Here is an 18,984-nt window from a genome sequence, read left to right as displayed (position 1 = left end):
GGAGATGAGTGCCAGGATCAGTGCGAAGACGCTGCGACATCTGATCGTGATCGGCCTGATTGCGCTGTGGGAGCTGCTGCCGCGCACCGGCCTCATTCCCGAGCTATTCCTGCCGTCGCTGTCGTCGACGCTGATGGCGGGGTGGACCGACGCCGGTGAATACGGTCATGCGCTCGGGGTGACACTTTACGAGGTCGTGGTCTCCATGGCGTTTGCCTGCGGCGGCGGCATCCTGCTCGGCGCCATCGTCGGCAGCCTGCCGCGTCCGCGCGTGCTGATCATGCCGATGGTGTCGAGCCTCTATGCGGTGCCGCTTGTGATCCTCTATCCCGTTTTCACGGTGTGGCTCGGCATCGGCTCCGAATCCAAGATCGCGTTCGCCTCGATTTACGGGTTCCTGCCGACGATGCTCGCCACTGCGGCCGGCATCCAGACCATCGATCCGCAACTTCTGCTCGCCGCGCGGAGCATGGGCGCGACGCTGAGCCAGCGGCTGGTCCGTGTCATTATCCCGGCGGCAATCCCGACAGTGCTGTCGGGTCTGCGCGTCGGCGGTGCGCTGGTCATCGTCGGCGTCGTCGTCTCGGAGATGCTGATCTCCTCCGCCGGAATCGGCTACCTGATCTCGCGCTACCGGACGATCCTCGACAGCCCGCACGTGTTCGCAGGCGTGCTGCTCGTGCTGTTCCTCGCCATCGCCTTCAACGCCGCCATCCGCTGGATCGAGCGCAAGGCCGTGATCTGGCAGACCGGCACCCGCGCCGGTCAGGCCAACGACGACATCGCCTCGGGCGCGATGCAGCCGGCGACCTGAGGTACGCGCGTGTACGACCTGACCCTGACATTCGACAACGGCCCCGATCCCGACGTGACGCCGCGCGTGCTCGACATTCTCGGCCAGCGCGGCATCAAGACTACCTTCTTCGTCATCGGCGAGAAGCTTGTCGATCCCGAGCGGCGCGGCCTTGCGGAGCGCGCGCACCGCGAGGGACACTGGATCGGCAATCACACCTTTACGCACAGCATTCCGCTTGGCGAGCAATCCGGACGCGATACCGCGGAGAGCGAGATCGGCCGTACGCAGGACGCCATTGGCGATCTCGCGCATCCGCAGCGCTGGTTCCGGCCGTTCGGTGGCGGCGGCAATCTGGACAAGCGGCTGCTCAAGCCGTCCGTCATCGACTATCTCGCGCGCAAGAAGCACAGCTGCGTGCTCTGGAATTCCATTCCGCGCGACTGGGACGACCCCGACGGCTGGACCGAGCGCGCACTCGACCAGTGCAGCCGGCAGCCCTGGACGCTGATGGTGCTGCACGATCTGCCGACCGGCGCGATGGATCATCTGGAACGCTTTCTCGATCGCGCCACTGCGGCCGGCGCTCGCTTCCGCCAAGACTTTCCGCCGCCTTGCGTTCCCATCCGCGACGGGGAGATCGCGCTTCCCATCGACGATTATGTTTCCTCCATCGAAGAGAGTGTTTGACCGATGAAAGTTGCAAGCTTCACGATATCAGGCGCGGCGAGCTATGGCATCGTCACCGACAAGGGTGTCATCGACGCCGGCAAGCGCGTGAAGGCCTATCCGACGCTGAAGGCGCTGCTCGCGAAGGGCTCGCTGGACGAGTTGAAGAAGCTCGCCGGCGAGAAGCCCGATTACGCGCTCGAGGACGTCGCGCTGCTGCCGACCATTCCCGATCCAGACAAGATCTTCTGCATCGGCGTCAACTATGCCACCCATCTGGCGGAGAGCGGCCACCCGACGCCGGCGCATCCGATGATCTTCACCCGCTTCGCCAACAGCCAGGTCGGCCATGGCCAGCCGATGATCCGGCCGCTGGAGTCCGAGCGTTTCGACTATGAGGGCGAAATGGCCGTCATCATCGACAAGGCCGGCCGCCGCATCTCGCGCGAGGCTGCGCTCAGCCATGTCGCCGGCTATGCCTGCTACAATGACGGCAGCATCCGCGATTGGCAGCGCCACACCTCGCAATTCGCGCCGGGCAAGAATTTCGTCGGCACCGGCGGCTTCGGGCCGTGGATGGTCACGACCGACGAATTGACCGATGTCACCAGGCAGACGCTGATCACCCGGCTCAACGGCGTCGAGGTGCAAAAGGCTCCGATCTCCGATCTCGTCTTCGACGTGCCGGCCCTGATCGCCTATTGCTCGACCTTCACGGAGCTGGTGCCCGGCGACGTGATCGTGACAGGCACGACCGGCGGCGTCGGCGCCTATCGCACGCCGCCGCTGTGGATGAAGGGCGGCGACGTCGTCGAGATCGAGATCTCCGGCATCGGCATCCTGCGCAATCCCGTCAAGGACGAGAAATCGGCCGCGGCAACGCGCGCGGCCTGACAGCCGCGCTCATCAACGACAAGCCACAACAACAAGAAGAAGGAGAACCCCATGCCCATGCCAGCGCACATCCTGCCGACCACGGTGGTCGGCAGCTATCCGCAGCCGGAATGGCTGGTGAATCGCGCGATGCTGTCGAAGGTGGTGCCGCGCACCCGCCTGCACGACATGTGGCGGTTGCCGCCGGAACACCTGGAAGAAGCACAGGACGACGCCACCATCGTCGCGATCCGCGACATGGAGCGCGCCGGCATCGATATCGTGACCGACGGCGAAATCCGCCGCGAGAGTTACTCCAATCGCTTCGCCACCGCGCTCGACGGCATCGACGGAGACAATCCGGCGATGATCGTGGCGCGCACCGGCAACACCCAGACGCCGGTGCCGCGCGTCGTCGGCCCTGTGAGGCGCAAAGGCCCGGTCGAGCTGCATGACATGCGGTTCCTGCGAGAGAACACCGAGCGCGCGGCGAAGATCACCCTTCCTGGCCCATTCACGATGAGCCAACAGGCCAAGAACGAGTTCTACAAGGACGAGGAAGAGCTCGCGATGGCGCTCGCCGAGGCCGTCAATGCCGAGGCGCTCGACCTGCAGAAAGCCGGCGCCGACGTGATCCAGCTCGACGAGCCCTGGGTGCGCAACAATCCGGAGCTCGCCAAGCGCTATGCCGTCAAGGCGATCAATCGCGCGCTGCAGGGCATCACGGTGCCGACCGTGGTGCATCTCTGCTTTGGCTATGCCGCCGTCGTGCCCGGCTCGAACAAGCCCGCCGGCTATTCCTTCCTTGCCGAGCTGGACGACACCATTGCCGACCAGATCTCGATCGAGGCGGCCCAGCCGAAGCTCGACCTCGGCGTGCTCAAGGACCTCTCGTCGAAGAAGATCATGCTCGGCGTGCTTGACCTCGCGGATCCCGCCATCGAGAGCGTCGATACCGTCGCCGACCGCATCCGCAAGGGCCTGAAATATGTCTCGCCGGATCGTCTCGTCCCGGCGCCGGATTGCGGCATGAAATACATGCCGCGCGCGACAGCGTTCGGGAAGCTGAAGGCCATGTGCGACGCAGCGGCGAAGGTCCGGCGGGAAATCGGCTAAAGCGCGATGCGATTAGAATGAATCGTCATCGCGCTTGAGGTTGTTGTTTCGGCATGATCTTTCGGAGAACGGCTGCGCATTTTTCCGGATCATGCTCCGACCTTCACGAGGGGCACTGCGGCTTCGGTCTCACGCCCCCCGCTTCGGCCCGATCGCCTCGAACCCGGCCTTCTGCTCGTCGCTCAGATCTGCCTGGAAATCGTCGAGTGCATCAGTCACGCCGCCGAGTTCCTGCAGCATCGTCTGCAGCCGCGCCTTCACGGCCGCGAGGCGGGCTTGCGGTGTCGCGGCGGGCTCGGCCGGGCAGGCGCTGAGCGTCTGCATGGTGCGCAGGGTGGTGTCCTGGAGCACCTCGAGGCGGGCGCGGCCGACCTCGTCGAGGCGAAGCGTCGAGGCGATCTCGGCGGCGGGCCATTGCTGCTGCACGAGCTGCTCATATTGGCGCTGCGCATTTTCGTCATAGCGGGGATCGTAGTCGGGCTGGCAGGCGGCGGCGGCCTGCGTGTCCTTGCCCTGAACCGCGGCAAGCGCGGCGCGACGCTCGTTGGCGAGGGCATTGAGCCTGGCTTTCTGGTCGTCATTGAGGAGATCGACGAACTTCGAAAGCGGCGCTTCGATTGCGTCAATTGCCCTGATCATGGCCTCGATGCGCCCGCGCATCAGGCCGAGGCGCTCCGACGCATTGGCGGGCGCCTGCGCCGGGCAGGCGGTGCCGATGGTGTCGCGCGCCGCATTCCAGGCGGATGCGAGCTCGTCGAGCGCAGTGCGCTGCAACTCGTTCGGTGTTACGGCCGCGGCGATGCGGTCGACCGGCAGGCCGCCGGTGTCGCTGGCCTCGCAGAGCGTCTCAGCCGTCGGGACCCTTCGTCCGCGCCGGCTTTGCGGCGCGGTGTAGGCGGCGAGCTCGGACACCGCATAGGGCGAGAAGATCGCGGCATAGATGTCGCCATAGCCGTACAATGACAGGCTGGTGGTGTCGCCGAACATGATCGCTGTGGTGAGATCGTCATGCGCGAACGGCCAGAACACCGGGCCGGTCCATCCGTAGCTGCCGTCGGGATGACGCCACCAGCCCTGCGGGCGGCGCCCGCCATGCCAGCCCGACAGCGCGGCCTGCGCCGTGAGGGCCGCACGCAGGACGTATGGGTTGGTCAGCCGGCCGCGCTCGGCCCCGCGCGGATCCTGCGCCCTCAGCGCGGCGGAGCGGTATCGGCTGCCGCGCACGGCCATGCGGGAGTGGCGCAGGCGCGACAGGCCGAGCATATGGCCGAAGGCGAAACGTGCGACCCCGAGCGGACCGCCGCGCAATCCGAACTGCGCCTCGGCTCTGTCAGGCAGCAGCATTGCCGCAATCGCGAGAGCGGCGCCAGCCAGCGCCAGCTTCATGCGTCTCGCCATGATCGCGGACCTGAGCACCTCGGCCCCTCCTCCCAGCGCCAAGCGCAATGCGCCGCATCACAATGACGCGCGAGGGAACCGATTGTTCCGGAGAGACACAGGGCAAAGCGTCGCGGGCGACCGCGCGCTCTGCTCGCGGACAGCGACTTTCAAGTCGCCCCCTGGGTGGGGAGAGGACGGACCGCGCCCTCACTCCGCCTTTTGCGGCATCACGAAAGTCTGGCCGGGATAGATCAGATTGGGGTTGTTGATCTTGTCGCGGTTGGCCTTGAAGATCACCGCGTAACGGGCGCCGTCACCGTAGGCGAGCCGGCTCAGAGCCCACAGACTGTCGCCACGGGCGATGACCCGGCTGCCGCCGGCCTGCGCCGGTGCGGCGGTGAGCACGTCTGCCGGCGAGGCCGATGCGACCGCGGTGTCCGCCGGCGCACGCGCGAGGACCTTGGGTTTCGGCGCGCCGGTCAATCTCGGCCGGGCCGCCTGCCTGTCAGGCGCTGAAGCCAGACGCGGCGAGGCCGATGGCAGGGCGGCCACGACATCCGGCTTGTCGTCGGGCTTCTCGGCCTGCTTCGGCTCCTGTCCCGCGTCTTGCTTCGCTGCCGGTGCGGGCCGCGCGGGCGGCGGCGCCGCCTCGGCGATGGTCACCGGCATGGTCCGGCCGGACTCGGTCACGGTGCCGTCCGGTGCCTTGGCCCGGAGCGTCAGTTCATAAGAACCGGGCGGAAGCTGCGGCGGAGTCATCACGAACTGGCCTGAGGCGTCCGCGACCACGCTATCGAGCGGCTTGCCGTCGCGCAGCAGCTCGACCCTTGCGCCCGGCGCGGCGCGGCCCGCAATCACCGCCGCCTCGCCGTGATCGTCGACGCGGGCGACGTCGAAACGAGGACCGCTATCCGCAACCGGCGGCAGCGGCTTGACCGGCGCGAGATCGGCGAGCGCGGCCGTGACCTGGCTCTGGGTCTCGGCCAGCGCGCCCGCCTTCGGCTCGGCGGGCGGCGCCGCAGACGGCGCGCCGGCGGCGAGCTTTGGCTGTTCCGGCCTGAGCGCTGATTTGGGCTGTTCCGCCTTGGGCTCGACTTTGGCCTCCGGCCTGGCGGCAACGGCGGTCTTGGTCCCGTCCGGCAGCAGGCGGCGCAGCTCGGTCGGGCCGACCACCAATGCGGTGCCGACCAGTGCGAGCAGACAGAGGGCAATAAAGGCCTTGGATGCGGTCATCATCGGAAAAGGACCTTGAGTGGCAAATCAGCCGAAGGCGGCAAAGTGCGCCGATTTGGCTGCGGCAGCAAGACGGTCGATGGGATGACAAGCCTTCGTCCCAGCGCCCGGGATGAACCGGCGCTACCCGCCGCCGCCCCTCATTCGCGAAGGGACGGGCCGACTGGCGCTACCGCTACGATCGCGAGACCGGCAACTTCGACGTGCCGGCAATGGTCGCCAAGGCGAATGCGGAAGCGCGGCGTCTGCAACGAAAATTTCCAAACCATCCGCTGAATCCGCTCCGATTCATATTTTCCTAACCCTCAATGGTAACGGGGTCTTGTCGGTTTTGCTGCATCTTGCATCCCACGGGAGGGCTGGATGGGCGCATCGATCCGATGGACCGCGCGAATGCGCGCGTTGCTCCGCCGTTGGCACAGGGCGCCGCTGACCTGGCTGATCATCGGCGGCTTCGTGCTGATGCTTGCGACCGCCATCGGCACCGCGCTCACCGTCGACCGCTTCCGGCAGAACGCGATCGAGAGCGGCCGCGACAGCCTGGAAAATGCCGTCCGCATGCTGGCCGGGCATTTCGACCGCGAGTTCGAGGACTTTGCGGTGCTCCAGAAGAGCATCATCGCCGAACTCGAGAGCCACGGCATCGAATCCGCTGACATCTTCCGCAGCGAGATGGGCACGCTCGCCGTGCACGAGGTGCTGCGTGCCAAGGCCAGCGGCTGGTCCGACGTCGCCGGCGCCAATCTGTTCGATTCCCGGGGCGTGCTGATCAACTCGTCGCGGCAATGGCCGGTCGCCGATATCTCGGTCGCCGACCGCGGCTATTTCGACCGGCTCAAGAACGATCCCGCCTCGCAGGAAGAGGTGGATGTCGTGCCCGGACGGCTCGGCAGCGGACCGGCGATCGTGTTCGCGCGGCGTGTCTCCGGCCCGCATGGCGAATTCCTCGGACTGGTCTCGCGCGCGATCGCGCCGGAGCAGCTCGAATCCTTCTTCGCCTCGACGGGGCTCGGCGAGGAATCCTCGATCGCGATGCACCACCAGAACGGCCAGCTGCTCGCGCGCATTCCGCATGTGGATGCGATGATCGGGCAGAATTTCCGCAAGGGCACGCCGGAGCAGATGGCGGTGTTCGAGCGCACCTTCGTCACAACCCAGCTCGCAAGCCCGATCGACGGCAAGGACCGCATCGTCGCCTCGCGCCTGCTCGCGGGCGAGCCGCTGGTCGTGCTGGCGACCAGGTCGCTGGATGCGACGCTGGCGACCTGGCGCACGCAGACGAAATTCTTCGTCACCATTGCCGTGCTGTCGATGGGCCTGCTGGTGCTCACGCTCTATCTGATCTTCCGCCAGATGACGAACCGGCTCTCGCTCGAGAAGCAGCGGCTTGACACCGCGATGAACACGATGACGCAGGGGCTCCTGATGTTCGATCAGGACGAGCGCCTGATCGTCTGCAACCGGCGCTACGTCGAGATGTACGGGCTGTCGGCCGAGGTGGTGAAGCCCGGCGTTCATTTCCGCGACGTGATCCGGCATCGCCGGGACACCGGCTCGTTCGAGGGCGACGTCGAGGCTTATTGCGACGGCATCCTGAACAATATAGGCCGGACCCAGAGCACCATCGTCCAGACCGCCGAGGGCCGCCTGATCGAGATCAAGAGCCAGCCCGCCGCCGCCGGCGGCTGGCTCGCCACCCATGACGACGTCACCGAGCGCATCCGCGCCGACGAGCGCATCGCCCATATGGCGCATTACGACGCGCTGACCGACCTTCCCAACCGCGTGCTGCTGCGCGGGCATCTGGAGCGTCGCATCACCGAGCTCGGCCAGGGCAAGCCGTTCGCGATCCTCTACATCGACGTCGACGAGTTCAAGGGCATCAACGATTCGCTGGGTCACGAGGTCGGTGACGAATTGCTGCGCCAGGTGGCGAACCGCCTGCGCGCCTGCGTGAGCGGCAACGACATGGTCGCGCGGCTCGGCGGCGACGAGTTCGCCATCGTCAAGGCCGGAACGAACGACGCCGGCGAACTGACGGCGCTGGCGGAAACGATCCTCGGGGCGTTGCGCGCGCCGGTGAACTGCAAGGGCCAGGACATCCCGACCGATGTCAGCATCGGCATCGCCATCGCGCCCGATCACGGCGACAATCTCGACGATCTGCTCAAGCGCGCCGATCTTGCGATGTATGCGGCGAAGTCGGAAGGGCGCCGCACCTTTCGCCTCTTCGCACCCGAATACGACGCCAAGGCACGGCAGCGCCGGCAGCTCGAGCTCGATCTGCGTCAGGCACTCGGGCGCGGCGAGTTCGAGGTGCATTATCAACCGCTGGTCGACCTCGCGGCCAATGTGGTCACCGGCTGCGAGGCGCTGCTGCGCTGGCGTCACCCCGAGCGCGGCATGGTCTCGCCCGCCGACTTCATTCCCGTTGCGGAAGACACCGGCCTGATCGGCGAGATCGGCGAATGGGTGCTGAAGCAGGCCTGCCTCGAGGCCGCCTCATGGCCCGGCCAGATCCACGTCGCGGTCAATGTCTCCCCGGTCCAGTTCCGCTCGCGGACACTGGCGCTCAAGGTTGCGGCCGCGCTCGCGGAGTCGGGGCTCGCACCGGGGCGGCTCGAGCTCGAGATCACCGAAACCGTGCTGATCCGCGACGACGAGGAAGCGCTGACGATCCTGCAGCAGCTGCGCGAGCTCGGCGTGCGCATCGCGCTCGACGATTTCGGCACCGGCTATTCCTCGCTGAGCTATCTGCACCGCTTCCCGTTCGACAAGATCAAGATCGACCGCAGCTTCATCAGCGACATCGGCGAGCCCGAGGACTCATCGCCGATCGTGCAGGCCGTGGTGCACATGGCCGCCGCCCGCCGCATGGCGACGACGGCGGAAGGCGTCGAGACCGAGGCTCAGCGCGAGGTGCTGCGTCAGCTCGGATGCAGCCAGATGCAGGGCTGGCTGTTCAGCCCTGCGGTGCCCGCGGCGAAGCTGAAGCAGCTGCTGGCGGCGCAGGCGGTGGCGGCCTAGAGCCTTTTCCTTTCCGACGGAATCGGAACGGGGCTCTGGATTCCTGTCTTGACGCGTTTTCTTGGCGCGAACCGGCGTCCACTTCGCTCGAAAACGCTCTCGCACGCCGGCATCATTCACGCCCCCGCCGTGACCGTCCAGAACGCGCGCCACCTGCGGCGGCCGAGCGCAGCCAACCGCCTCCAGGACAGACGGGAGAGGCCGGCCACCAGCGAGGCACGAGCGAGAAGGAGGTGGGAGACGATGTCAATCACGGCCGTTCTCGCCTCGCATCCGCAGCGTGCGGCTGGACTGCCATCGCGCTGATGCGCCTCGCGCGAGGATGTGCGCGGCCCTCATGGCCGCGCCTCCAGGATCATGTTGAAGGGCGACGCGGCCGCCTTGCCGATCTGCGAGAAGCCGCCCTGCCGCAACACCTGCGCGATACGCTTTTCGCCGGCCTGCGCTCCTAGTCCCAGACCGACGTCCTGGCTCAGCGACGTCGGAAGGCAGATGTGGGTGGAGCCGGCGTAATAGACCCGCCCGACCGAATTGAGATTGTCAGCCAGGCTGTCCCCCGCCGCCGGTTCGACCAGCATCAACGTGCCGTCGTCCTTCATCGCTGAACGAATGTGACGGGCAGCACCGACGGGGTCGCCCATGTCGTGCAGCGCATCGAACATCGTCACGAGATCGAAGCCAGATCCGGCGAAATCCTGCGCCTTGGCGACCTCGAATCGCAAATTGCGCACGCCGGCGATCTCGGCGCGTGCGCAGTCGATCGAGGCCTCGTCGTAGTCGATGCCGGTGAAATCCGAGTTCGGGAATGCTTCGGCCATGAGCCTTGTCGAATAGCCGTGGCCACAGCCGACGTCCGCGACCTTGGCACCCCGCTCCAGCTTCTCGACGACGCCACCCAGCGCAGGCAGCCATTCGGCGATCAGATGCGCGCGATAGCCGGGCCGGAAGAAGCGGTCGACGCCGCAGGACATGCAATTGCAGTGATCGCTCCAGCGCAGGCCCTTGCCGGTTTTGAACGCTTCGGCCAATCGCGGCTCGTCGTGATAGACCGCCGGCAGCAGGCTGAAGCCGCCAACCATCGCGACCGGACTGTTTTCATCCGCGAAGACCGCCCTCTGCTCCGGCGTCATGCTGAACGCATCGCTCGTCGCATCGTAGCTCACGAAGCCCGAGGCCGCCTGTGCCGACAGCCATTCACGAACGTAGCGCTCGTGAGTCCCGGTTCGGTCGGCCAGTTGGGCTGACGTCATCGGGCTTTCCGCCAGCGCGCGGAATAGCCCCAGGCGGTCGCCGAGCACGACGAGCGCCGCATTGGAGGCCGCGCCGAGTTCGTTGACCACGAGTCCGAGCAACTGCTCGAGCTTTCTCTCATCCAAGTTCATGACCTGCTCCTTCGAAGGCACGGACAATGCGCCGTTGAGGTGCGACATACGGGGTCTGGACTTGCGGATGCAGAGGCAGAATAGTCAGTTTCGAGCCAATCGAGCCAGAGGCTGCAGAATGTCACGTGGACGTGTACGCGTGAGTATTCCGGTGTTTGCCGAATGCGATCCGTCGATCATTTACGGCGTATTCGACACATTGTGGGGCGCAGGGCGCATATGGGACGGCGTCAAAGGCGGCACGCCGGACGGCTTGTTCGAGCCGCGGCTGGTCGGCGCCGAGCCCGGCCCGATCACGTTGGTCACCGGCGTCAGCATCATGCCGCAGGACATCGCCGATCACGTCGTAGCGACCGACATCGTGTTCGTGCCGAATGTGATCGTCACCACAGAGACGGGCACCGCCGTGCTCGATCGCCGGCTCATAGCATGGATCAGGCAGATGCACGAGGCAGGCGCGCAGATGTACGGATCCTGCGGCGGGTCGCTCGTGCTCGCCGAAGCCGGTTTGCTCGATGGGTACGAGGCGACCACACACTGGGTCTACGAGCCGGTGTTTCGAAAGCATTTCCCGGAGGTCAAGCTCCGCATGGACCGCGTCCTGGTGCAGAACGGCCCCGGACACAATCTCGTCTGCGGAGGCGGCGCATCGTCCTGGCAGGATCTCGCGCTGCTGATCGTCGCGAGATACGGCGGCACGGAAGAGGCGATCCGTATCTCGAAGCTGTTTCTCTACCAATGGCATCGCGAAGGACAATTACCGTTCGCCTCGATGGTGCAGAACGTGGATCACGGCGACGGCGTGATCACGCGATGCCAGGATTACATCGCGCAGAACTACCAGCGGCAGGACCTCATTGCGGCGCTGGTGCATCACTCCGGATTGCCGAAACGCTCATTCGATCGCCGCTTTCGCGCAGCGACCGGCTATTCGCCGCTCGCCTATGTGCAGACGCTGCGCATCGAGGAAGCCAAGCAACTGCTCGAGACGACGGAAACGGGCATCGAGGACATCTGCCGCGAGGTCGGCTACGAGGACGTGGCGTCCTTTCGTCGTTTGTTTCGAAGGCAGGCAGGCGTATCGCCCAAGGACTACCGGCGCAAGTTTCAGCTTCCCGACTACGTGACGGGATCGCGGCCCCCGACCTCCGGCAAACCGGTCAGGCCGCGGCGGGCTGCCGGCGGATAGCAGCTGCTCCGCCCCCGTCTTCTCTGCCCTCCGGTTGGAAAATAGGATCAAACCCCGGACCCCGCGGTTATCGCCTCGCTGAGACGGCCGGGAACTCCGGCCGGCGGGTATCGGCCAACCTTGCATCACGCGCATCGCAGGCGAATTCTGCCTGCGCCTAGATGCGCGCGTGCGAGATCGAACGAGGTGACATGGCGATCGTGGCTTTCAGAATGATCCCTCTCCCCGCGGCTCTCCTGGCAGTTGCTGCCGTGATCAGCCTCCCCGCGGAAGCCCGCGACGACGGGCGCTACGCAAACTCCCCCCTCAAGGACTGGTTCGAGAGCCTGCGCAGCAAGGGCGGCGCTCCCTGCTGTGCCGACGCCGACGGCACTGCGCTGGCCGATGTCGACTGGCAGACGCGGGACGGACATTACCTGGTGCGGCTCCTCGGCAACTGGATCGAGGTGCCCGACGACGCGGTGATCACCGCGCCCAACCGCGCCGGGCGCACCATGGTCTGGCCTTATTACGTCAACGGCCGTCCCATGATCCGCTGCTTCATGCCCGGCAGCATGACCTGAACCGAGACGAATCCAGCAGCAGCGGAAAACTCACATCGATCGTCGGGCCGCCTGCACTTCGGCGAATTCGGCGTCGGGGTGGCTGACGATGGTGGCGACCATGATGCCGCTGATGATCAGCGACCAGGCGGTGTTCCAGTAGATCCAACACACGAGCCAGCCTCCGTTTCCATCTCGCACGCCCGCCGCACCACGCTAACGGCGTGGCGATGCCGCCGTTCCCCGGCGCGACGACCGTCCAGCAGCACGCGGGCGGACAAGGCGCTATTCTGGTTTGGTCGGTGGCGGCGCGCGATCGGTTTGGCCGGTGTGGCGCTTTGCCACGTCGTCCTCGTCGCGCTCGCCCTCGTGCGGGCGCGGCGGAAGCTTGGGCTGGCCGGCTTGACCGCCATGCTTGCCGCCCATGTCGGGCTTGCCTTCCAGATCGTTTTCACGGGGCATGCCGGTTCAATGCGTTCGCGCGGCGTTGGTTCACTACAGCATTGGACCTGTCGTGAGAGACCGCGGCCGACCTACGTAAACATCCGTAATTTCGCAAGGTCCGGCTTGGCGGCATATCTCCGGCCATGGATCGACAGATTGTCTTCAAATGCCCCCAGACCGGCTTGAACGTGCAGCACCGGCTTACCGATGAGCCCTCTGATCGCACACACGTGTCCGTGTCATGCCCGGCCTGCACGCGGCTACACCTGATCGATCGGGCCTCCGGCAAGCTGCTGGGTGATCGACGCGGCTGACGGTTAACGCCGCGCCGCAACCTGCGCCGTGACGTCTTCGACGTGGTGCAGCAGGAAGACCAGATGGCCCGCCGTATCATGGATCGGCGAGTTGATCGGCTGCCAATGACGCTCCACGAAGGAGCCGTCGGGATCCCGGATGTCGTAGCGCTGGACCGCCATGGCATGGGCCTGCCCCGTCTCGCCGACGATCCGCAAGCTGCCGTAGAGATTGCTGACGCCATCGGCGAGCGGATCGTCGGGATTGTCGGGAAATATCTCGAATAGGGACCGGCCGACCACGTCGGCCCGGCTGATGAAGGTCGCCGCCGCATAGGCGTCGTTGATGTCGACGATCGACAGGCCCGGGCCGGGGTCCAGCAACATGTAGGGGTGCGGCGAGCCATCGAACTCCGGCTGGAATTGCCGCCGGATCGTTGCGGGGTCGATGTGCTGCCGCCGGCGCTGTTCGAACGGCGTCGTATCGGCACCGGACGCAGCCGAGTTCAGCAGCGCCAGCTGGCGCTTCGCCGATGCCAGCAGCGCGCGCACGGTACTCTGGACGGTCGGGTCGCTCGTCTCATTGAGCAGCCGCTCGAAATGGACGATATTCTGCTCGCAAACGAACTGCTGCATTCCGTTCGACCATGAGTTGTACGGCGGCAACGCCGCATCGTTCCTGATCCTAATTCCATACAGGTGGTTCTGGCAGATGAGAAGATCGTGATCCGCCGCGCCTGGGCGGCCGGACGGCCCACGGCGAAGGAGCCCAGAGGAGCGAACCTGTTCGCCAATCCCGCGACTAATCAAAGGCTTGCCGCGACCGCCTGCGGCGCGCCATCCTGTTTTGGGACGACGCGGCCATAGTGTGGGCGGCGGCCATCTGCTATCGATTGGAGACATAGCCCCTGTGGAATTTCCGATGCGTCATTTGCCTCGTGCCGTTGTTCGAAGCCTGTGTCCCGCAGCCGTCGCCGGCCTGCTCGTCTTCAGCCCCTGTCCGGCCGGAGCCGCCGATGACGACGCGCCCAAGGGGCCGGCGGTCACGGTCCTGAAGGTCGCGAAATCCTGCTTCTCGGATATCGTCGAGGCGACCGGCACGATCGTCGCGCGGGAGCAAACCTCGGTGCGGCCCGAGCGGCCCGGCCTGAAGGTCACGGACGTGCTGGCGGAAGCGGGCGATACCACCACCGCCGGCCAGGTGCTGGCGCGGCTGGCGCTGCCCGAAGGCGGCACGCTTCAGGTCACCGCACCGGTGGCGGGCGTGATCGCGACATCGACTGCGCAGATCGGCAACTTCGCCTCGGCCAAGGGCGAGGCGCTGTTCACGATCGTGGCGCGCAGCGAATACGATCTCGTCGGCCTCGTCGCCACCACCGATGTGCGCAAGCTCGCGGCCAATCAGCAGGCGACCGTGTGGATCGCAGGCGCCGACGACATCAGCGGCAAGGTGCGCCGCATCGGCGCGACCGTCGAGCCGAACATCCAGCAGGGGATGGTCTATATCGGCATCTCTTCGCAGAAGCGTCTGCTCCTGAACGCGAGCGGGCGCGCGCTGATCAAGACCGGGCAGAGCTGCAACGTCGCGGTGCCGCTGACCGCCGTGCAGTATTCATCCGCGGGCACCGTGGTGCAGGTGATCCGCCGCAACCGCGTCGAGACCAAGCGCGTCGAGGTCGGCTTGATGTCGGCCGGCAACATCGAGGTCCGCGACGGCCTCAACGAAGGCGACGTCGTCGTCGCCCGCGCCGGCGCACTGCTGCGCGAAGGCGATCCGGTGCGCCCGGTGATGGCGAGCGCGGAAGCCGCGAAGTAGATCTCGAAGATTTGGCCGGTGTCCCGGACGCGCTGCAGCGTGTAACGCTGCTGCGCAGAGCCGGGACCCATCTCATCGCGAAGTGACAGCCTGAGAGACCCGGGCCCCGGCTCATTACATGATGCGCCGCGTCCGGGGCACGGGACTTCGCTAGAAAAACTAGCCGCCGGCTTCGCCGAACTGGACGTCTTCGAGCAGCGAGGAGGAAACCGTCGGGACCTGGTCGCCTTCGCTGGCGCGGGAGATGGCGAGGCGGGTCTTGTTGAAGACGCTCTCGGCGCTGCCCTGCTTGCCGAGATTGTTGAGGAACTCGCTGACCAGCACGCTGTGCTCGCCCTTGCCGTCGTCGACGACCTTGCCGGGCGAAGCCGAAGTGAGGATCAGCGCGTTGTCCGACGCGCTGATCGGCGCGAGGCCGTGGCTGTAGGAGCGGAAGCGGCGCTCGTAGGGATTACGGCGGGAGGCGTCGACCACGACGAGCTTGGCCTTGGCGCCCTGCTCCTTCATCATCTCGAGCACGCCCTCGATGGAGACGCCATGGCGGCGGACATCGCTTTCCTTCCAGATCACGGCATCGACCGGCAGCATGTAACTCTCGCGGCCGGCCTGCACGCCGAAGCCGCCGAAGAACAGCATGACGACGCTGTCGTGCTTGATCCGGGACTTCAGGCGGTTGACGGCGCGGACCATGTCGTCCTTGGTCGCGTCCTCCACCATGTCGACGTCAAAGCCGTTCTTGCGCAGCGACGAGGACAGCGCGCGGGCGTCGTTGATCGACTGCGTCAGCGGCGCGCTGGCGTCGGGATAATGTCCATTGCCGATGACCAGCGCGAGGCGCGAGGTCTGGCCCGTCGAACCGGTGATCTGGTCGGTCGAGACCGCCTTGGCGGCATCGATCGCACGCATGTTGAGAGCAGCATGGGCGCCGATCACCAGCGACACCGTGCCGATGAGGGCCGCGGCGAGGGCGATCGTGCGTCTGGAAAGGTCGAGCTGCTTTACATTCATCTCGGTTCGTTTCCTGTGCCAAAGACCAGCCACGCGCGCGCACACTGTTTGAGTAGCGCGATAGCGTCTTTAGGTTTGAGGGATCGGCCGGGGGAGTGCCCCCGAATTGCGCGCAATTTGCGGCGCCGCACCAAACAAACCCTTAACCGCATATAGGCCTTCCGGCAATAGATTGCTCGGAATTTGGGATAAGTGATTGAAGGTATTTATTAATTCCCCAGTCCAGATTGCTACATTTTTGCCTCCCCCGTAGCATTCCGGAGACCGATCATGCAGGCCGCGTGCCGGCTTTTTCTGTGACGTTCATCACGTTTGTTTTTCCTGCGAATCCGGGTAGCCTTTTCAAAGACTTGCAGGGGGTGGTGTGCGGACGGCTGCGCGCTCGCCGGCCCCGACGAGCCCCCCGCGACCAGGTATTTCATGAGCTTTCATTATTTTGCCGGCGCCGCCTGCCGGGCGCTGACGGCGCGGAAGGACGGCCCGTCGCTTTACGACGTCTGCGATCCCATCTTGTCCGACACGGCCAGGGGCGATCTGCATCTGGCCAAATTCTACAAGACCGCACTCGGCAATCCCGCGCTGCGGATGCTGCTCCGTCGCGCCGGCCTGCCCGAGCTGCGGGACGAGGCCAGGCTGACCCAGCTGCGCGAGGCACTCGTCCACGCCCGCGACGAGGTCGAGCCCGACTGGGCAGCGGTCGGGCGGCCGATCGCCGATCTCGTCGACAGCATCGCACTCGACCATCCCAAGCCGCCGCCGGCGCCGTTCACCGCCGCGATGCCGCAGAGCGCGCAGATCGACGGCGCGATCCGCGACTGCGCACAGCATCTGCTCGGCTCGTATCGCCGAAACGGCTTCCTGCCGACCTATGCCGCCTTCAACCTGATCGGCGATCCCGATTTCCGCGGACGCGAGCTGATCATGGCCCTGACGGGCCTCAACGCGCGCGGCTACAAGAACTCCTCGCTGCTGTTCAACCTCGCCCGCGTCTTCATCGCGCGCTCGTCGGCGCGCGCCGTGGTCAATCCGCCCTGGAAAGGCATTGCCGAGCCGATGTGGGAGCCGGTGCAGATCCGCCACCGCTCGGCCTATTACGATGCGTTCTTCATCGAGGCGCTGCTGAGCTACGTCGAGACCGGGCTCGCCTCGGTTGCCGACAAGATCGCGGCGGAGCGCGCGATCGCCGACATGGTCGATTTCTGTGTCAACATCAGCCGCGAGGAGGTCGAGGGCATCGACGGCGCACGGTTCAACGTCATCACCGCACTCGCGCCGGCGCCGCATCCGCGCTTCTCCCGGTTCTTCGCCCAGATCAAGCAGGATCTCGGCTTCGGCATCTACGTGCCGGATTGCGACACCACGGCGTGCTCGATCTCCGCGGCCACGCAGGCCGGCTGCACCGATCCGATCATCGACCAGCCATTGCTGGATTTCTACGCGGGCTATCAGGTGCGCGCCGGCGTCAACGCGCCGCGCGTGACCGTACCGCTCAACGACAATATCGACTATGAGGGCGGGGTCGCGACCTGGATCGACAATCTCGCGGGCGAGCGTCCCTACGGCAACGATCTCGATCCGACGCTCAATCTCGACATTCTCGAGGTCAGCTTCCGCAACCTGGCGCGCTGGAAAATCCTCGAGACGCCGGCGCGGCTCGCGACCGTGCATCGGATCATCGGCTTCCAGAAGCGTCTGGCGGCCAGCGGCGCCTTCGCCAATCCGCGCTCGCACATCTATTACCTGCCGGAGCTCTACAGCGCCTATTTCGGCCGCTGCTATGCCGCCTTCCTGGCAATGCCGCTGGCGGCGCAGGCCGCGATCGATCCCGACGGCGATTTCGATTTCATCCGCCACCGCGTGCTGTCCTACGTCAAGGGCGAGCTGATGGCGGCCGAGATGAACGTGTTCGACGCCGCGCTGGCACTGATCGCGCTCGGCCATCTCGGCGCCGACCCGCGAGCCTTTGCGCCGGCCTTGAACGTCATCATCGCAAGCCTGGGCGAAGGCGGCCGCCGCGGCCCGTTCCGCGCCTATGAATGGAACAAGATGAAGACGCCGACGCGGATTCTGGTGGGCGGTCCCGAGGTGACGTCGGCGTTCGTGTTGATGGGACTGGCGGTGGCGAAGCGGGCGATGGCAGGCCGAGGATAGAGACACTCTCGTGCCCCGGACGCAGCCCAGCGCCTCCTCGGCGGTGCGCTGCAGAGCCGGGGCCCATGCCACCGCGAGACGTGCCCTTGAATCTCCGGGTCCCGGCTCTGCGGAGCGGCGTTGCACGCCGCGCCGCGTCCGGGACACGAGAGCGAATGACAGGAAGTTGAAAGCCAATCTGCTCGGCATGCTGGCCGGGCGGACAAAAGCCGACCACAATCGCGCGGCTTATCGACGTTTTCCTGAACACCCGGATCGGCATGTTGCGAAAAGTCCTGATTGCGCTGTCCTTGTTCGCTCTCCCTTCGCTGGCCGAGGCCGCCGACATCACCGGCGTCGCAAAAGTGCGCGCCGGCGATGCCGTCGTGATCGGCAACACGCGGATTCGTCTCGGCGGCATCGACGCGCCCGCGGTCGACCAGCTCTGCCTCAACACAAAGACCGAGCGCTGGACCTGCGGCGTCGCCGCTCGCGACGAGCTTGCCAAATACACCGAGGGCAAAAGCTGGGCTTGCCACACGAGGTCTATCGACCGGCGCGGCCGCACGGTGGCGCGCTGCGAGGTCGGCGGCGAGGACATCCAGAAATGGCTGGTGCGCAACGGCTGGGCCCTGGCCTACACCCGCATGTCGCACGACTATGAAGCGGATGAAAAGGCCGCGCGCGAGGCCAAGGCCGGAATGTGGCAGGGCGCCTTCATCGCGCCCTGGGACTGGCGCGTCCGCAACAAGAAGACCAACATCCTCGGCGCGACCAAGCCACCCGACGGCGCGCATGCGGTGCTGCTCGCCTCGGCCTCGGGGCCGGTGGCGCCGTCCCCGGACTGCACGATCAAGGGCAACGTCAACAGCGCCGGCGAGTGCATCTTCCACCAGCCGACCAGCCGCTGGTACACCCAGATCAAGATGAAGATCAGCAAGGGCACCCGCTGGTTCTGCTCGGTGGAAGAGGCCGAAGCTGCCGGCTGCCGCGAGACCAAGCGATAACCCAGCTCTGCATTTTGCGTGCTTTTCTTGGCTTCCAGCAGCGCGTAAGAGTGTGACTCAGCGACCCATCAACCTGTCCTCC

The 18,984-nt window shown here is 66.0% G+C and carries 17 protein-coding genes; 10 read left to right on the top strand and 7 right to left on the bottom strand.

Going from position 1 to position 18,984, the window contains the following annotated elements:
* The first annotated feature begins 4 nt into the window (after positions 1 to 4).
* From ABIG06_RS13785 to ABIG06_RS13770, 4 genes are read left to right on the top strand one after another with little or no spacing between them, the layout of a single operon-like run.
* Positions 5 to 814 (top strand): ABC transporter permease, encoded by an 810-nt coding sequence (locus ABIG06_RS13785; protein WP_370137106.1) that lies wholly within the window; start codon positions 5 to 7, stop codon positions 812 to 814.
* Positions 815 to 823: 9 nt separating this feature from the next.
* A complete protein-coding gene (locus ABIG06_RS13780; RefSeq protein WP_370137105.1) occupies positions 824 to 1,483 on the top strand; it encodes a polysaccharide deacetylase family protein in 660 nt (219 codons plus the stop codon).
* A gap of 3 nt (positions 1,484 to 1,486) precedes the next feature.
* The gene (locus tag ABIG06_RS13775) at positions 1,487 to 2,356 is read left to right on the top strand and encodes a fumarylacetoacetate hydrolase family protein (RefSeq protein ID WP_370137102.1); all 870 of its coding nucleotides are present in this window, start codon (positions 1,487 to 1,489) and stop codon (positions 2,354 to 2,356) included.
* Between the two features lie 51 nt (positions 2,357 to 2,407).
* Positions 2,408 to 3,451, top strand: coding sequence for a uroporphyrinogen decarboxylase family protein (locus tag ABIG06_RS13770; RefSeq protein WP_370137100.1), 1,044 nt, complete (start codon positions 2,408 to 2,410; stop codon positions 3,449 to 3,451).
* Positions 3,452 to 3,580: 129 nt separating this feature from the next.
* Here ABIG06_RS13770 and ABIG06_RS13765 read toward each other — a convergent pair whose 3' ends face one another.
* Positions 3,581 to 4,849, bottom strand: coding sequence for a Spy/CpxP family protein refolding chaperone (locus ABIG06_RS13765; protein WP_370137098.1), 1,269 nt, complete (start codon positions 4,847 to 4,849; stop codon positions 3,581 to 3,583).
* Between the two features lie 189 nt (positions 4,850 to 5,038).
* Positions 5,039 to 6,067, bottom strand: coding sequence for a LysM peptidoglycan-binding domain-containing protein (locus ABIG06_RS13760; RefSeq protein WP_370137096.1), 1,029 nt, complete (start codon positions 6,065 to 6,067; stop codon positions 5,039 to 5,041).
* Between the two features lie 360 nt (positions 6,068 to 6,427).
* Here ABIG06_RS13760 and ABIG06_RS13755 point away from each other — a divergent pair, with 360 nt between their 5' ends.
* Positions 6,428 to 9,091: a bifunctional diguanylate cyclase/phosphodiesterase gene (locus ABIG06_RS13755; protein WP_424578300.1), complete on the top strand. Its 2,664-nt coding sequence runs from the start codon at positions 6,428 to 6,430 to the stop codon at positions 9,089 to 9,091.
* Positions 9,092 to 9,426: 335 nt separating this feature from the next.
* Here ABIG06_RS13755 and ABIG06_RS13750 read toward each other — a convergent pair whose 3' ends face one another.
* Positions 9,427 to 10,473, bottom strand: a complete 1,047-nt coding sequence (locus ABIG06_RS13750; protein ID WP_370137094.1) for a class I SAM-dependent methyltransferase — start codon at positions 10,471 to 10,473, stop codon at positions 9,427 to 9,429.
* Between the two features lie 139 nt (positions 10,474 to 10,612).
* Here ABIG06_RS13750 and ABIG06_RS13745 point away from each other — a divergent pair, with 139 nt between their 5' ends.
* Positions 10,613 to 11,662, top strand: coding sequence for a GlxA family transcriptional regulator (locus ABIG06_RS13745; RefSeq protein WP_370137092.1), 1,050 nt, complete (start codon positions 10,613 to 10,615; stop codon positions 11,660 to 11,662).
* Between the two features lie 191 nt (positions 11,663 to 11,853).
* Complete coding sequence (locus ABIG06_RS13740) at positions 11,854 to 12,225, top strand: hypothetical protein (RefSeq protein WP_370137090.1); 372 nt, start codon at positions 11,854 to 11,856, stop codon at positions 12,223 to 12,225.
* A gap of 30 nt (positions 12,226 to 12,255) precedes the next feature.
* Here ABIG06_RS13740 and ABIG06_RS13735 read toward each other — a convergent pair whose 3' ends face one another.
* From ABIG06_RS13735 to ABIG06_RS13725, 3 genes are all read right to left on the bottom strand, one after another.
* On the bottom strand, positions 12,256 to 12,378 hold the full coding sequence (locus ABIG06_RS13735; RefSeq protein WP_370137088.1) for a hypothetical protein: 123 nt from the start codon (positions 12,376 to 12,378) through the stop codon (positions 12,256 to 12,258).
* 111 nt (positions 12,379 to 12,489) lie between these two features.
* On the bottom strand, positions 12,490 to 12,666 hold the full coding sequence (locus ABIG06_RS13730; protein WP_370137087.1) for a hypothetical protein: 177 nt from the start codon (positions 12,664 to 12,666) through the stop codon (positions 12,490 to 12,492).
* A 299-nt stretch (positions 12,667 to 12,965) separates the two neighbouring features.
* Positions 12,966 to 13,577, bottom strand: coding sequence for a PAS domain-containing protein (locus ABIG06_RS13725; protein WP_124162091.1), 612 nt, complete (start codon positions 13,575 to 13,577; stop codon positions 12,966 to 12,968).
* Between the two features lie 286 nt (positions 13,578 to 13,863).
* Here ABIG06_RS13725 and ABIG06_RS13720 point away from each other — a divergent pair, with 286 nt between their 5' ends.
* Positions 13,864 to 14,757 (top strand): efflux RND transporter periplasmic adaptor subunit, encoded by an 894-nt coding sequence (locus tag ABIG06_RS13720; protein ID WP_199751972.1) that lies wholly within the window; start codon positions 13,864 to 13,866, stop codon positions 14,755 to 14,757.
* A 159-nt stretch (positions 14,758 to 14,916) separates the two neighbouring features.
* On the opposite strand, the gene ABIG06_RS13715 is transcribed toward ABIG06_RS13720, so the two are convergent.
* The gene (locus tag ABIG06_RS13715; protein ID WP_124162089.1) at positions 14,917 to 15,765 is read right to left on the bottom strand and encodes a caspase family protein; all 849 of its coding nucleotides are present in this window, start codon (positions 15,763 to 15,765) and stop codon (positions 14,917 to 14,919) included.
* 420 nt (positions 15,766 to 16,185) lie between these two features.
* On the opposite strand from ABIG06_RS13715, the gene ABIG06_RS13710 reads away from it, so the two are divergent.
* Both ABIG06_RS13710 and ABIG06_RS13705 read left to right on the top strand, forming a co-directional pair.
* Positions 16,186 to 17,916: a hypothetical protein gene (locus ABIG06_RS13710; RefSeq protein ID WP_424578299.1), complete on the top strand. Its 1,731-nt coding sequence runs from the start codon at positions 16,186 to 16,188 to the stop codon at positions 17,914 to 17,916.
* A gap of 260 nt (positions 17,917 to 18,176) precedes the next feature.
* Positions 18,177 to 18,902, top strand: coding sequence for a thermonuclease family protein (locus tag ABIG06_RS13705; RefSeq protein ID WP_124162087.1), 726 nt, complete (start codon positions 18,177 to 18,179; stop codon positions 18,900 to 18,902).
* The last annotated feature ends 82 nt before the right edge of the window (positions 18,903 to 18,984 follow it).

This window comes from Bradyrhizobium sp. USDA 326, assembly GCF_049739485.1.
Lineage (GTDB): Bacteria > Pseudomonadota > Alphaproteobacteria > Rhizobiales > Xanthobacteraceae > Bradyrhizobium.
Note: the sequence above shows the minus strand (reverse complement) of the source record. Positions and strands in the feature narration are given on the sequence as shown.

Bases quoted from the DNA above. Each gene is read 5' to 3' on its own strand.
- ABIG06_RS13785 (WP_370137106.1), top strand. From the start codon at position 5: ATGAGTGCCAGGATCAGTGCGAAGACGCTGCGACATCTGATCGTGATC.
- ABIG06_RS13775 (WP_370137102.1), top strand. From the start codon at position 1,487: ATGAAAGTTGCAAGCTTCACGATATCAGGCGCGGCGAGCTATGGCATC.
- ABIG06_RS13770 (WP_370137100.1), top strand. From the start codon at position 2,408: ATGCCCATGCCAGCGCACATCCTGCCGACCACGGTGGTCGGCAGCTAT.
- ABIG06_RS13765 (WP_370137098.1), bottom strand. From the start codon at position 4,849: ATGGCGAGACGCATGAAGCTGGCGCTGGCTGGCGCCGCTCTCGCGATT.
- ABIG06_RS13760 (WP_370137096.1), bottom strand. From the start codon at position 6,067: ATGATGACCGCATCCAAGGCCTTTATTGCCCTCTGTCTGCTCGCACTG.
- ABIG06_RS13755 (WP_424578300.1), top strand. From the start codon at position 6,428: ATGGGCGCATCGATCCGATGGACCGCGCGAATGCGCGCGTTGCTCCGC.
- ABIG06_RS13750 (WP_370137094.1), bottom strand. From the start codon at position 10,473: ATGAACTTGGATGAGAGAAAGCTCGAGCAGTTGCTCGGACTCGTGGTC.
- ABIG06_RS13740 (WP_370137090.1), top strand. From the start codon at position 11,854: ATGGCGATCGTGGCTTTCAGAATGATCCCTCTCCCCGCGGCTCTCCTG.
- ABIG06_RS13730 (WP_370137087.1), bottom strand. From the start codon at position 12,666: ATGCCCCGTGAAAACGATCTGGAAGGCAAGCCCGACATGGGCGGCAAG.
- ABIG06_RS13725 (WP_124162091.1), bottom strand. From the start codon at position 13,577: ATGCAGCAGTTCGTTTGCGAGCAGAATATCGTCCATTTCGAGCGGCTG.
- ABIG06_RS13720 (WP_199751972.1), top strand. From the start codon at position 13,864: ATGCGTCATTTGCCTCGTGCCGTTGTTCGAAGCCTGTGTCCCGCAGCC.
- ABIG06_RS13715 (WP_124162089.1), bottom strand. From the start codon at position 15,765: ATGAATGTAAAGCAGCTCGACCTTTCCAGACGCACGATCGCCCTCGCC.
- ABIG06_RS13710 (WP_424578299.1), top strand. From the start codon at position 16,186: ATGAGCTTTCATTATTTTGCCGGCGCCGCCTGCCGGGCGCTGACGGCG.
- ABIG06_RS13705 (WP_124162087.1), top strand. From the start codon at position 18,177: ATGTTGCGAAAAGTCCTGATTGCGCTGTCCTTGTTCGCTCTCCCTTCG.